The organism is Kocuria sp. CPCC 205258 (assembly GCF_040981005.1).
Classification (GTDB): Bacteria; Actinomycetota; Actinomycetes; order Actinomycetales; family Micrococcaceae; genus Kocuria; species Kocuria rosea.
Genome location: NZ_JAVKPS010000009.1, coordinates 40,415 through 54,081 on the forward strand (window position 1 = coordinate 40,415; position 13,667 = coordinate 54,081).

Annotated in this window: 10 protein-coding genes; 9 read left to right on the plus strand and 1 reads right to left on the minus strand. The window is 74.3% G+C overall.

Translation table 11 applies throughout. The annotated features are described in order from the left end of the window. Positions 1–12 precede the first annotated feature (12 nt). Positions 13–1,266 carry a CynX/NimT family MFS transporter gene (locus tag RF644_RS14635; protein ID WP_368797021.1) on the minus strand — a complete coding sequence of 418 codons (1,254 nt, stop codon included), beginning with the start codon at positions 1,264–1,266 and terminating at the stop codon, positions 13–15. A gap of 41 nt (positions 1,267–1,307) precedes the next feature. On the opposite strand from RF644_RS14635, the gene RF644_RS14640 reads away from it, so the two are divergent. The 9 genes from RF644_RS14640 (at position 1,308) to RF644_RS14680 (ending at position 13,003) form a co-directional block, all read left to right on the plus strand. Next, entirely contained in the window at positions 1,308–3,044 is a 1,737-nt protein-coding gene (locus RF644_RS14640; protein ID WP_368797022.1) for a DUF885 domain-containing protein, read from the plus strand. A gap of 73 nt (positions 3,045–3,117) precedes the next feature. Beyond that, a complete protein-coding gene (locus tag RF644_RS14645; protein WP_368797023.1) occupies positions 3,118–4,530 on the plus strand; it encodes a dicarboxylate/amino acid:cation symporter in 1,413 nt (470 codons plus the stop codon). 157 nt (positions 4,531–4,687) lie between these two features. Then, positions 4,688–5,896, plus strand: coding sequence for a transcriptional regulator (locus tag RF644_RS14650; RefSeq protein ID WP_368797024.1), 1,209 nt, complete (start codon positions 4,688–4,690; stop codon positions 5,894–5,896). Positions 5,897–6,038: 142 nt separating this feature from the next. After that, entirely contained in the window at positions 6,039–7,586 is a 1,548-nt protein-coding gene (locus tag RF644_RS14655) for an aldehyde dehydrogenase family protein (protein ID WP_035926457.1), read from the plus strand. A 48-nt stretch (positions 7,587–7,634) separates the two neighbouring features. Next, positions 7,635–8,708 (plus strand): alcohol dehydrogenase AdhP, encoded by a 1,074-nt coding sequence (gene adhP / locus RF644_RS14660; protein WP_058873432.1) that lies wholly within the window; start codon positions 7,635–7,637, stop codon positions 8,706–8,708. A gap of 154 nt (positions 8,709–8,862) precedes the next feature. Beyond that, entirely contained in the window at positions 8,863–9,498 is a 636-nt protein-coding gene (locus tag RF644_RS14665; RefSeq protein WP_058873431.1) for a nucleoside triphosphate pyrophosphatase, read from the plus strand. A 143-nt stretch (positions 9,499–9,641) separates the two neighbouring features. After that, the gene (locus RF644_RS14670) at positions 9,642–11,435 is read left to right on the plus strand and encodes a biotin carboxylase N-terminal domain-containing protein (protein WP_368797025.1); all 1,794 of its coding nucleotides are present in this window, start codon (positions 9,642–9,644) and stop codon (positions 11,433–11,435) included. A 19-nt stretch (positions 11,436–11,454) separates the two neighbouring features. After that, positions 11,455–12,285, plus strand: a complete 831-nt coding sequence (locus RF644_RS14675; RefSeq protein WP_368797026.1) for a thioesterase II family protein — start codon at positions 11,455–11,457, stop codon at positions 12,283–12,285. A 10-nt stretch (positions 12,286–12,295) separates the two neighbouring features. Beyond that, complete coding sequence (locus tag RF644_RS14680; RefSeq protein ID WP_368797027.1) at positions 12,296–13,003, plus strand: 4'-phosphopantetheinyl transferase superfamily protein; 708 nt, start codon at positions 12,296–12,298, stop codon at positions 13,001–13,003. Positions 13,004–13,667: the final 664 nt, after the last annotated feature.

Below are 13,667 nucleotides of genomic sequence, written 5' to 3' on the forward strand. Positions count from 1 at the left end.
GGTGGAGCCCGGTCACGGCTCCCGGGGGATCCGGCGCGAGACGACGAGCGCCACCGCGATGCCCGCGAGGGCGAGCACCGCCGTCACCGCCCACGTCAGGTCCCAGGAGCCGGTCGCCTGCGCGACCGAGGCGACCGCGGGCGGGCCGGCGAACTGGCCCAGGGCGTTGAACTGCTGGCCCAGGCCCAGCGTGGTGGCCACCGTGGTGGGGGTGGGCGCGACGCGCATGAGGCTGGCGATCGCCGTGGTCGGCACCACTCCCCCCACCGCGGAGAACACCAGGACCGCGCCGTACCGGGCGCCGAAGCGCACGCCCTCGTCCAGCAGCGGGGCGATCCCGAACGCGACCACGGCGGCCAGGCCCAGCACGGCGAAGCCCGTGCACCACAGCACCACGGGGCGCACCCCGCGCTGCAGGGCCCGGCCCGCGCCCAGGTTGCCCACCACGTTGACCCCCGCGGCGAGCGCGCTGAGCCCCGCGGCGGCGCCCGCCGCGATCCCGGCCTCGGCGTACATGGAGGGCAGGAACTGCACCACCCCGTTCCACTGGGCGGTGTAGAGCCCGAACACCAGGGCCACGAGCCACGGCCCCGGTGCGCGCAGGGTCAGCCCGAGGCGCTGCCGCACCCCGTGCACCACCGTGTGGGCCGGGTCCGGCGGGAGCACGGCGAGCACCAGCACGCCCAGGAGCGCGGAGCCGGCCGCGGCGGCCGCCCACCAGGTGCGCCAGCCGAGGGCTTCGCTGAGCAGCCCGCCGAGCAGCAGGGAGAGGGCCGCGGCGACCGGGATGTGGCAGCCCCACAGCCCTACCAGCAGGGACACCCGGGCCGGGGCCACGGTGCGCCGGATCAGGGCCGGGGCGCAGATCGACACGAGCATGAACCCCACGCCCTCCAGCACCCGGGAGCCCAGCAGCGGGCCGTACCCCGTGGAGAGCAGGCCCGTCACGGAGCCCGCGGTGAGCAGGCCCAGCCCGAGCACCAGGCCCCGGCGCAGGCCGATCCGGTCCCCGGACAGCCCCACCACCACGCCCAGCAGCATGCCGGCCACCTGCACGGTGGAGAGCAGGAACCCGCCCTGCACCAGGCTCAGGCCGAGCTCGGCGGAGAGCACGGGCAGCGCCGGGGCCAGCTTCCACACGTGCAGGGCGCCCACCACCCCCGCGACCACCACGAGCAGGGCGGGCCCGGTCCCGGCGGTCCCCGAGGGCCCGGCGGGGAAGGTCGCGGGGGGCGCGGAGTTCGCGCGCGGCGCAGGAGCGGACATGCTCCGCAGTCTAGGGAGCGCCCGGCGCTACTGTGACGTGCATGACCGATCAACGGCCCGACCCCCTGACCGGCGCCGGCCCCGCGCCCCTCGGCGCGGGGCGGCGCGAGCCCACGGACGTGGACGCCGTGGCCGAGCGCTGGTTCGCGCGCGCCATGGAGCTGGACCCGGCCCAGGCCACCGTGCACGGCTTCCCCGGGCACGAGACCGAGTACCGCGACTTCGGGCCCGAGGGCCTGGAGGCCCACGCCGACGCCGCCCGCCGGACGCTGGCGGAGCTCGATCGCGCGGCCCCGGTCGACGACGTCGACCGGATCACCGGCCACGCCCTGCGCGAGCGCCTGGGCCTGGATCTGCTCCTGTACGAGGAGGGGCTGCGGGGCTGGGAGGTCAACAACATCTCCTCCCCGGTGCAGGAGATCCGGGAGGTCTTCGACGACCTGCCCCGGGGCACCGCCGAGGACTGGGCGCACCTCGCCGGCCGGCTGCGCGCCGTGCCCGCCGCCGTGGACTCCTACGTCCTGGGCCTGCGGCACGCCCGCTCCCTCGGCCGCTCGGCCTCCGCGGCGCAGCTGCGCAACGCCGCCCGGCAGTGCACCGGCTACGCGGCGCGCCACGGCTTCTTCGACCGGCTGGCGCGCAGTCCCCGCGTCCCCGAGGCGCTGCGGCAGCAGGTCGGGGAGGCGGCCGAGGCGGCGCGGCACGCCTACCGGGGCCTCGCCGCCGTGCTGGGCAGGGAGCTCGCCGCGGACGCGCCCCGCACGGACGCGGTGGGACCGGACGTGTACACGCTGCGCCTGCAGGAGTTCCTGGGCGCCGTCCTGGACCCGGCCACGGTCTACGCGTGGGGCGTGGAGCAGCTGCGCACGATCGTGGCGGAGCAGGAGCAGCTCGCCCGCCGGATCGCCCCCGGCGCCACGGTCGCCGAGGCCATGGCGGCCCTGGACGCGGACCCGGCGCGGCAGCTGCACGGCACCGAGGCGCTGCAGGCGTGGATGCAGGACCTCTCCGACGCCGCCGTGGACGCCCTCGCGGACACGCACTTCGAGCTCACCGGTCCCATGCGCCGGCTCGAGTGCCGCATCGCACCGACCCACGACGGCGGGATCTGGTACTCGATGCCCAGCGCCGACTTCTCCCGCCCCGGGCGCATGTGGTGGTCCGTGCCCGAGGGCACCCGGACCTTCACCACGTGGGAGGAGACCACGACCGTCTACCACGAGGGCGTCCCCGGCCACCACCTGCAGTTCTCCACCGCGCTCGCCAACTCGGGCGAGCTCAACCGGTGGCGGCGGATGGGCGTGTGGGTCTCGGGCCACGGGGAGGGCTGGGCGCTGTACGCCGAGCGGCTCATGGACGAGCTGGGCCACCTGCAGGACCCCGGGGACCGGATGGGGATGCTGGACGCCCAGCGGCTGCGGGCGGCGCGGGTGGTGTTCGACGTCGGCTTCCACTGCGGCTACCGGATCCCCGCGGAGCTCGGGGACGCCCTCGGCGGGGCCCGCCCCGGCGAGGTCTGGACGCCCGAGGACGGCTGGCAGTTCCTGCGCTCGAACATCGTGATGGCGGACCCGATGCTGCGCTTCGAGTGGATGCGCTACATGGGCTGGCCCGGGCAGGCGCCGTCCTACAAGGTGGGCCAGCAGCTGTGGGAGCAGGCGCGGGAGGCGGCCCGCGCCGCGGCGGGCCCGGAGTTCCTGCTCCAGGACTTCCACACCCGCGCGCTGCGGGTCGGCTCGGTGGGCCTGGACACCCTGCGGTACGCGCTCGCCCTGTGACCTCCGTCATTCCGGCGTCACATTTCGTCACCGTCATTCGGTGTTGTATATTCCCGCGCCCTATCGTGGCCACATGATTTCCGCAGAAAGCACTCGACGGCTGCCCCGGTGGATGACCTCCTTCGGCCCGCAGATCGTGCTCGCCCTCCTCATGGGCGTGGTCCTGGGCACCGTGGCCGACGCCCTGGGCGGCGACCCCGACACGGACCCCAACTGGCTGATGACCGCCCTGGACACCATCGGCACCAGCTACGTCAGCCTGCTCAAGGCCGCCGTGGTCCCGCTCATCGTGACCGCGGTGATCTCCTCGATCGCCAACCTGCGGGAGGTCTCCAACGCCGCCCGGCTCGCGTGGAAGACGCTGCTGTGGTTCGGGATCACGGCCCTGATCGCCGTGACGGTCGGCCTGGTGCTCGGCCTGGTCGTCCAGCCCGGCGCCGGCAGCGGCGCGGCCGCGCCCGCCGAGGCGTACACCGGGACGCAGGGCTCGTGGCTGGGCTTCCTCACCGGCCTGGTGCCCGCCAACTTCCTGGGCCTGCAGGTCTCCTCCTCCGTGGTGGACCCGGAGACCGTCCAGACGTCCCTCGGCTTCAACGTGCTGCAGGTGCTCGTGGTCTCGGCCGCCGTCGGCATCGCGGCGCTCAAGGTGGGCGCCCCCGCCGAGCCCTTCCTGGCCGTGGTCCGGGCCGCGCTCGCCGTGGTGCAGAAGGTGGTCTGGTGGATCATCCGCCTCGCCCCGCTGGGCACCCTCGGGCTGATCGGCCGGGCCGTGTTCGAGTACGGCTGGACCTCGATGGGCGGGCTCCTGGCGTTCGTCGCGACCGTCTACGCCGGCCTGCTGGTCGTGGCGTTCGTGGTCTACCCGGCCCTGGTCAAGGCGCACGGGCTCTCCGTCCGGCAGTACTTCTCCGGCGTGTGGCCGGCTGTGCAGCTGGGCTTCGTCTCCCGCTCCTCGGTGGGCACCATGCCCCTGACGCAGCGCGTCACCGAGCGCAGCCTCGGCGTGCCCCGCGCCTACGCGTCCTTCGCCGTGCCGCTCGGGGCCACCACCAAGATGGACGGCTGCGCCGCGGTCTACCCCGCGATCGCCGCCCTGTTCGTCGCGCAGTTCTACGGGATCGAGCTGGACGTCACGCACTACGTGCTCATCGCGCTCGTGTCCGTGCTGGGCTCCGCCGCGACCGCCGGCACCACCGGCGCCACCGTGATGCTCACCCTGACACTGTCCACGCTGGGCCTGCCGCTCGACGGCGTGGGCCTCCTGCTGGCCGTGGACCCGATCATCGACATGGGCCGCACCGCGCTCAACGTGGCGGGCCAGGCCCTGGTGCCCACGATCGTCGCCCACCGCGAGGGGCTGCTGGACCGGGAGCTCTACGACGCCCCGCGCTCCGGCGACCCCTTCGTCCCCGAGGACGCCGCTCCCGAGGACGCCGCTCCCGAGGACGCCGCTCCCGAGGACGCCGCGGCGACCGCGGCCCGCTGAGCCCCGGCGCCGCCGTCCCCACCGCGAGGGGCGGGGAACTGCGAGAATGCTCGACGCATTCCGGCAGTTCCCCGCCCCTCGCTGTTCCTGGACGCGTCGCGGGCTACCCTGGGACGGGCATGAGAGCTGGGTCACAGCACGGGACAGGAGGCGGCGCGTGGGCGCACCGGCGGACGGACCGACGACGACGGACCCGCTGCTGCGACTGTCCTGGGCCCGCTCGCTGGACCACCTCTCGGCGCCCGAGCGCTGCGCCCCGCGGGTGGTGCTGGACGGCTCCGACGTCCGGGAGGCCCGCTCCCCGCTGCGGCTGCTGATGCCCGTGCTCGACGAGCTGCTCACCCCGCTGGCCGAGGACACCGGGCTGGTCGTGGCCGTCACGGACCCCGGCGGGGTGATCCTGCGGGTCCGGGGCAGCGCCGCGACCCGGCGGCGGGCCGAGTCCATGGGCTTCGTCGAGGGCGCGGACTGGTCCGAGCCGGCCGTGGGCACCAACGCCCCGGGCACCGCCCTGGTGCTGCGCCGGCCCGTGACCGTGCACCGCGAGCAGCACTTCTACCCCGAGGCCCGGCCCTGGAGCTGCACGGCCGCCCCGCTGCTGCACCCTGTCACGGGGGCGCTGCTGGGGGCCGTGGACCTCACGGGCGGGGACGCCGCCGCCGCCCCCGCCACCCGGGCGCTGGTCGGCGCGGCCGTGCGCGCCGCCCGGGCCGAGCTCGCCCTCGCCCTGCGCTCCGCGCACCGCTCCGAGAACGCCGCGGCGGCTCCGTCCGCCGCCCCCGCCCACGGCGCGTTCCTGCGCGTGCTCGGCGACGCCCCGCCGGCGCTGGTGCTGGACGGGCAGGCGCTGGAGCTCACCGAGCGCCACGCCGAGATCCTCCTGGCCCTGTCCCGCGCCGGCAACGGCCTGTGCACCGCGGAGCTGTCGGAGCAGCTGTGGGCCGGCCGGGCGCAGGAGACCACGGTGCGCGCCGAGGTGCTGCGGCTGCGCCGGCTGCTCGAGTCCCGGGGCGGGCCGGCGATCGCCTCCCGCCCCTACCGGCTCGAGACCCCGCTGCCTTCGGACGCGGGCCGGGTGCTCGAGCTGCTCGCCCGGGGCTCGCACCGGCGGGCGCTGCGCGAGTACACCGGGGCGCTGCTGCCGCACTCCGAGGCGCCGTCCCTCGTGGCGCTGCGCCACCGCCTCACCGGGCTCCTGCGCGAGGCCGTCCTGACCGACGGCTCGGCCGAGGCGGTGCGCGAGTACCTCACCCTGCCGGAGGCCGCCGACGACGCCGAGGCGTGGGCGCTGCTGCTGCGCCTCCTGCCGGCCCGCTCCCCCGCCCGCGCCGAGGCCGTGCTCGAGCTGGAGCGGCTGCGCCGCTGACCGGCCCCGGCGCCCGCCGCACCGTGCGTGCAACGTGCGTGCAACGTGGCCCCCCGTAGCGTGATCCGCATCACACGATGGTGCGGACGAGGCGGTCCGCACCCGTGCCACACGCACCGTCACGCACCAGGAGCAGGTCACCATGAGCGTTGAAACCCAGTCCCTCACCACCGTCTACGCGCAGCCGGGCACCGAGGGCTCGAAGGTCACCTTCAAGCCCCGCTACGAGCACTGGATCGGCGGACAGTGGGTCCCGCCCGTGCAGGGCCGCTATTTCGAGAACATCTCCCCGGTCAACGGCAAGCCCTTCACGGAGGTGGCCCGCGGCACCGCCGAGGACATCGACGCCGCGCTCGACGCCGCGTGGGCCGCCGCCCCGGCCTGGGGCAAGACCCCGGTCGCCGAGCGGGCGCTGGTGCTGCACCGGGTCGCCGACCGGATGGAGCAGAACCTCGAGATGCTGGCCGTGGCCGAGACCTGGGACAACGGCAAGCCCGTGCGCGAGACCATCAACGCGGACATCGCCCTGGCCATCGACCACTTCCGCTACTTCGCCGGGGCCATCCGCGCCCAGGAGGGCACCCTCTCCCAGCTCGACGACAACACCACGTCCTACCACTTCCACGAGCCCCTCGGCGTGGTCGGGCAGATCATCCCCTGGAACTTCCCGATCCTCATGGGCGTGTGGAAGCTGGCCCCGGCCCTGGCCGCGGGCAACGCCGTGGTGCTCAAGCCGGCCGAGCAGACCCCGGCCTCGATCATGGTGCTCATGGAGCTGCTCGCGGACATCCTGCCCCCGGGCGTGGTCAACGTGGTCAACGGCTTCGGCGTGGAGGCCGGCAAGCCGCTGGCCTCGAGCCCGCGGATCCGCAAGATCGCCTTCACCGGGGAGACCACCACCGGCCGGCTCATCATGCAGTACGCGTCCCAGAACATCATCCCGGTGACCCTCGAGCTGGGCGGGAAGTCCCCGAACATCTTCTTCGAGGACGTCGCCGCGGCCCAGGACTCCTTCTACGACAAGGCGCTGGAGGGCTTCGCGTTCTTCGCCCTCAACCAGGGCGAGGTCTGCACCTGCCCCTCGCGGGCCCTGATCCAGGGCTCGATCTACGACCGGCTGCTGGCGGACGGCGTCGAGCGGGTCAAGGGAATGGTCCAGGGCAACCCGCTGGACCTCGACACCCAGGTCGGGGCGCAGGCCTCCAACGACCAGCTGCAGAAGATCCTCTCCTACATCGACATCGGCCGGCAGGAGGGCGCGAAGGTCCTCGTGGGCGGCGAGCGCAACGTCCTGGACGGGGACCTCGCCGAGGGCTTCTACGTCTCCCCCACGGTGTTCGAGGGCGAGAACTCGATGCGCATCTTCCAGGAGGAGATCTTCGGGCCCGTCCTGTCGGTCACCCGCTTCGCCGACTACGCCGACGCCATGGCCACCGCCAACGACACCCTCTACGGCCTCGGCGCCGGGGTCTGGGCCCGCAACGGAAACCTGGCCTACCGCGCCGGCCGCGACATCCAGGCCGGGCGCGTGTGGGTGAACCAGTACCACAACTACCCCGCCCACTCCGCGTTCGGCGGCTACAAGTCCTCGGGCATCGGCCGCGAGAACCACCTCATGATGCTGGACCACTACCAGCAGACCAAGAACCTGCTGGTCTCCTACTCCGAGGACGCCCAGGGCTTCTTCTAAACCGCCCTCACCCGTCCCGACCGTCCGTCCCGTTCCAGGAGGAGCACCATGAACGCCCAGCAAGCCCCGACCGTCCAGGAGTCCGCGGCCACCGCGGTCCCCCGCACCATGACCGCCGCCGTCGTCACCGCCTTCGGGCAGCCCCTCGAGGTCCAGGACCTCCCGGTCCCCGAGCCCGGCCCCGGCCAGGTCCTCGTCAAGCTGATCTCGACCGGTGTGTGCCACACCGACCTGCACGCCGCCCACGGCGACTGGCCGGTCCAGCCCACCCCGCCCTTCGTCCCGGGCCACGAGGGCGTGGGCACGGTGGTGGCCCTCGGCCCGGGCGTCACGGAGGTGCAGGAGGGCGACCTCGTGGGCAACGCCTGGCTGGCCTCGGCGTGCGGGCACTGCCGCAACTGCCGCACCGGCTGGGAGACGCTGTGCGAGGAGCAGGTCAACGGCGGCTACAGCATCGACGGGTCCTTCGGCCAGTACATGCTGGTGGACGCCCGCTTCGCCGCGCAGATCCCCGCGGGCGCCGACCCGTACGAGGTGGCGCCGGTGCTGTGCGCCGGGGTCACCGTCTACAAGGGCCTGAAGATGACCGAGGCGCGGCCCGGGGAGTGGGTGGTGATCTCCGGCATCGGCGGCCTGGGGCACCTGGCCGTGCAGTACGCGGTGGCCATGGGCCTGCGGGTCGCGGCGGTCGACGTCGCCGACGACAAGCTGGCCCTCGCCCGCAAGCACGGGGCGGAGATCACCGTCAACGCGTTCGCGGAGGACCCGGCCGAGGCCGTGCTCGCGCAGATCCCGGGCGGCGCGGACGCCGTGCTGGTGACCGCCGTGCACCCGGCCGCGTTCGGCCAGGCGATCGGCATGGTCCGCCGCGGCGGGACGATCGTGTTCAACGGCCTGCCCCCGGGGGACTTCCCCGCGCCGATCTTCGACATCGTGCTCAAGGGCCTGACCATCCGCGGGTCCATCGTGGGCACGCGCCAGGACATGGTCGAGGCCCTCGACTTCTACGCGCGCGGTCTGATCCACCCGACCTACAGCACCCGTCCGCTCGAGGACGTCAACGCGATCCTCGACGAGATGGAGAAGGGCAAGATCGAGGGCCGCGTGGTCGTCGAGTACTGAGCCGGGCGGACGCGAGGTGTCGCGTCTTGTCCCGGGCAATCGCGAGGGGTCGCGTCCTGTCGGTGAGAGAACGTCTCACCGACAGGACGCGGCCCCTCGCGCGCGGTCAGAGCCGATCGCGACCTCGCGCGCACGGCCTGCGTATCCTGGGACGGTGACTCCCCGCCTCGTCCTCGCCTCCCGCTCCCCCGCCCGCACCAAGCTGCTGGCCGACGCCGGGATCGGCCACGACCGGCTCGTCTCCGACGTGGACGAGGACGCCGTGGTCCGGGAGCGCGGGGTGACCGGCGCCGAGGAGACCGCGATGGTCCTGGCCCGGGCCAAGGCGGAGGCTGTGGCGGCGCTGCCCGAGGCCGCCGGCGCCCTCGTGGTGGGCTGCGACTCGGTGTTCGAGCTCGACGGCGAGGTGCACGGCAAGCCCCTGGACGCCGCGACGGCGACCGCCCGGATCCGGGCCATGCGCGGGCGCTCGGGGGTGCTCCACACGGGCCACTGGCTCGTGGACACGCGCAGCCCGGCGGACGGCGGGACCGGCTGGAGCGGCGGCGCGCCCGCCAGCGCCGAGGTGTTCTTCGCGCAGATGTCCGACGACGAGGTCGCGGCCTACGTGGCCACCGGCGAGCCCCTGGAGGTGGCCGGGTCCTTCACCATCGACTCGCTCGGCGCGGCGTTCGTGGAGCGGGTGGAGGGCGACGTGCACGCCGTCGTCGGCCTGAGCCTCAGCACCCTGCGCACGCTGCTCGGCCGGGCGGGCGTCGGCGTGCCCGAGCTGTGGACCACCGCCCGCTGAGGACCGCTCCCCGCCGGGACCGCCCTGCGCTTTGTAGGACTCCTACAGAAACGGCGTCGCATTTCCGGTCCGCCGCCGGGTGGTTGGGCGATTGCTCACGACGGGGAATACAGTGCATCGGAGGATTCGACAAGGAGTGAGACGTGACCGGTAAGAACCCCGCGGACGGCGCCATCCGCCCCATCACCAAGGTGCTCGTCGCCAACCGCGGCGAGATCGCGGTGCGCGTGATCCGCGCCGCCCGCGACGAGGGCATCGCCTCCGTGGCCGTGTACGCCGACCCGGACCGGGACGCCCTGCACGCCCGCACGGCGGACGAGGCGTACGGGCTCGGCGGGTCCACCGCCGCGGACTCGTACCTGGTGATCGACAAGATCCTCGACGTCGCCGCCCGCTCGGGCGCCGACGCCGTGCACCCCGGCTACGGCTTCCTGTCCGAGAACGCCGAGTTCGCCCTCGCCGTGCTCGAGGCCGGGCTGACCTGGATCGGGCCCCCGCCCGCGGCCATCGCCAAGCTCGGCGACAAGGTGGCCGCCCGCCACATCGCGGAGAAGGTCGGCGCCCCGCAGGTCCCCGGCACCACCGACCCGGTCGGCTCCGCCGAGGAGGTCCTCGCGTTCGCCGACGAGCACGGGCTGCCCCTGGCCATCAAGGCCGCGTTCGGCGGCGGCGGCCGCGGCATCAAGGTGGTCCGCAACCGCGACGACATCCCGGAGCTCTACGAGTCCGCCGTGCGCGAGGCCACTGCTGCGTTCGGCCGCGGCGACTGCTTCGTGGAGCGCTTCCTGGACGCCCCGCGGCACGTCGAGACCCAGTGCCTGGCCGACGCCCACGGCAACGTGGTGGTCGTCTCCACCCGCGACTGCTCCCTGCAGCGGCGCAACCAGAAGCTCGTGGAGGAGGCGCCGGCGCCGTTCCTGTCCGAGGAGCAGAACCGCCTCCTCTACGCCTCCTCGAAGGCGATCCTGCGCGAGGCCGGCTACCAGGGCGCGGGCACGTGCGAGTTCCTGGTGGGCCAGGACGGCACGATCACGTTCCTGGAGGTCAACACCCGCCTGCAGGTGGAGCACCCCGTGTCCGAGGAGGTCACGGGCATCGACCTGGTGCGCGAGCAGTTCCGGCTGGCCCGCGGCGAGGTCCTCGGCTACGACGACCCCGAGGTCCGTGGCCACTCGATCGAGTTCCGCATCAACGGCGAGGACCCGGGACGGCACTTCATGCCCTCCCCCGGCACCATCGCCGCCCTCGACCTGCCCGGCGGTCCCGGCGTGCGCGTGGACTCCGGCGTGCAGGCCGGCGAGACCGTGGGCGGGAACTTCGACTCCATGCTCGCCAAGCTGATCGTCACCGGGGCCACCCGGCAGCAGGCGCTCGAGCGCTCCCGCCGGGCGCTGGCCGAGCTGCGCATCGAGGGCATGCCCACCGTGGTCCCCTTCCACCGCGCCGTCGTCGCCGATCCCGCGTTCGCCCCCGCGGACGGCGCCCCGTTCTCCGTGCACACGCGGTGGATCGAGACGGAGTTCGACAACACCATCCCGCCCTTCGAGGGCGTCCCGCAGGCCGGGCCCGAGGCCGAGGAGCGGCAGGCGATCGTCGTCGAGGTCTCCGGCAAGCGCCTCGAGGTGGTCCTGCCCGCCCTGCCCGGCACGGCCAAGCCCAACGGGACCGCCGCCAAGCCCCGCAAGTCCCGCTCCGCGCGCGGCGGCGGCACCGCCGCGGCGAGCGGCGACAGCCTGAGCTCCCCGATGCAGGGGACCATCGTGAAGATCGCGGTGGACAACGGGGACGAGGTGGCCGAGGGCGATCTCGTGCTGGTGCTCGAGGCCATGAAGATGGAGCAGCCGCTGACCGCCCACAAGTCGGGCACGGTCTCGGGGCTCTCCGTGAGCCCCGGCGACACCGTCTCCGCCGGCGCCGTCCTGGCGACCATCTCCTGATCCGGGCGGCCCGGCCCCGATGAGCACCCGACCGACCGGCGCCCCCGGGCGCTGCCTCGTGGACCTCTCCGCGCAGGACCGGCTGCGTAGCGGCGCCCCCGCCCGGACGCCCCGGCTGCGCGTGCTCTGCTGCCCGCCCTCGGGCGCGGCCGCCGGGTACTGGCGGTTCCTGCTCCGCGAGGACGTGCACGTCCTCGGCGTCCAGTACCCCGGCCGGGAGAGCCGCTTCCGGGAGCCGCCGGCGCCCTCGGTCGCCGCCCTCGCCGCGGAGGCGGCCGAGGCCGTCGCCGGCGCGCCGTGGGCGGCCTCGGACCTCCCGCTCGTGGTCCTGGGCCACAGCATGGGCGCCTCCGTCGCGGCCGAGCTCGCCTCGCTCCTCGAGCACCGGGAGGGGATCCGGGTGTCGCTGCTCGCGCTGTCCGCGAAGACCGCCCCGGGCGCCGTGGACGCGGCGGACGACGGGGACGACGATTTGCGGGCCGGGCTCGACCCGCAGGACCCGGGCGCGGACGTGGCACTCGCCCGGTGGCTGCGGCGGCTCGGCGGCACCCCCGAGGCGGTGCTGGCGAACCCCGAGCTGCTGGCCCTGCAGCTGCCCGCCCTGCGCGCGGACCTGCGGGCCTCGATGGCCCACGACCGGCTCCCCGCCCCGGTCGGGGCGCCCCTGCTGCTGCTGCGCGGCACCGAGGACCACACGGTGGACGCCGCCGGCATGGACGCCTGGCGTCCCGTCAGCACCGGGACCGTGCAGCGGCGCGAATACCCCGGCGGCCACCACCCGCTCGCCGACAACCGGCACCGCCTGCTCGAGGACCTCGAGGCGTGCGCCGAACCCGGCCGCTCCCGGTGAGCCCGTCGTCGTGACGACGCTCCCGCCGGGCGTGCCCGGCACGGTCGAGCTGCCGGTGCCGGGCGCCCCCGCGGACGTGCGGGTCGTGCTCGCCCGCGTGGCCCCGCTGATCGGCTGGGCGGAGTCGGTCCGGGACTGCCTGGACGGGGACGAGCAGGCCCGGGCCGCGGCGTTCCGCCACGAGAGCGACCGGCGGCGGTTCGTGGTCGCCCACTGCGTGCTGCGCCACGAGCTCGCCGCCCGCACCGGCGCGGACCCCGCCTCGCTGCGCCTGGGACCGCCCGTTCCCGCCGCGGGGCCCCGGCCCAAGCCGCGGCTCGAGGACCACGCCCTGCGCTTCTCCCTCTCGCACAGCGGCGACCAGGTGCTCGTGGCCACCGCCGAGCGCGAGGTGGGGGTGGACGTGGAGCACCTCCAGGACCCGGTCGCCGCCGAGCAGGTGATCCCCCTGCTCCACCCCGCCGAGATCGCCGCCCTGCGGGCCCTGCCCGCTGCCGACCGGCCGGCCGCCGTGACCACGGTGTGGGCGCGCAAGGAGTCCCTGCTCAAGGCCATGGGCTCGGGACTGTTCCGCGAGCCCTCCGTCGACGAGGTCGGGGCGGGTCCCGTCCCGGGGCGGCCCGTGGCCGGGTGGCGGATCCTGGACCTGGCTCTCCCACCGGCCCCCGGTCCGGACCGCGCGGAGTCGCGGGCGGCGCTGACCGTCCACGTCCCGTGACCGTCACGGCGTACAACCACGGGTGGACAGGATTTTTCCACCCGGAGGCCGACTACAGCGTCCGACCCGTCGGCCATCCTTGAAGCATGTCGGGCCCCCTCCGGGGAACATGGTCCGGCAGGAGCGGCGAACAACTCACTCGCCCTGTGCCGTGCTTGCTCGAGTTCCCGGAGCGGAGCACCTTCCGGACCCAGCACTCCATCACGTCAGGATCATCCGTCACGTGCCGTTGTCGGCACCCGGATATCCGCGCTGACGAGGAGAGCCGGTTCCGCGATCATCCGGACCCCAGCGGGGCCGTGTCCGAATCGTGTCCGTCATCTTCGCAAATGTTGGTCGAGGCCCCCTGACCTGGGATTACTTTGGTGACGTCGAACCATACACAGGGCCCAACGGGCGTTCGGGGGAACGCGCCACCGGCCGGCACCAGTCGCGAAGCGGATCTCGCTTCTCCACCGGATGGGACAGACCCATGAGAAGAACCACCTGAGCAGTCACGACCGCCGCCTTCGCGGCTGGCACCACTGTCCTGCGGCTCCTGCCGCGAGTGGGGGACTCACAGCCGTCGATCGCTCCGGGCTCGCAGCGCAGCGTTGCACCGATCCGTCGGGGCCGCGCCCCGCAGGTCGGAGCCCTCGTCGACCGGCATGCCGAGAAGAGGGTC

Bases quoted from the DNA above. Each gene is read 5' to 3' on its own strand.
- RF644_RS14645 (WP_368797023.1), top strand. From the start codon at position 3,118: ATGATTTCCGCAGAAAGCACTCGACGGCTGCCCCGGTGGATGACCTCC.
- adhP (WP_058873432.1), top strand. From the start codon at position 7,635: ATGAACGCCCAGCAAGCCCCGACCGTCCAGGAGTCCGCGGCCACCGCG.
- RF644_RS14635 (WP_368797021.1), bottom strand. From the start codon at position 1,266: ATGTCCGCTCCTGCGCCGCGCGCGAACTCCGCGCCCCCCGCGACCTTC.
- RF644_RS14640 (WP_368797022.1), top strand. From the start codon at position 1,308: ATGACCGATCAACGGCCCGACCCCCTGACCGGCGCCGGCCCCGCGCCC.
- RF644_RS14675 (WP_368797026.1), top strand. From the start codon at position 11,455: ATGAGCACCCGACCGACCGGCGCCCCCGGGCGCTGCCTCGTGGACCTC.
- RF644_RS14655 (WP_035926457.1), top strand. From the start codon at position 6,039: ATGAGCGTTGAAACCCAGTCCCTCACCACCGTCTACGCGCAGCCGGGC.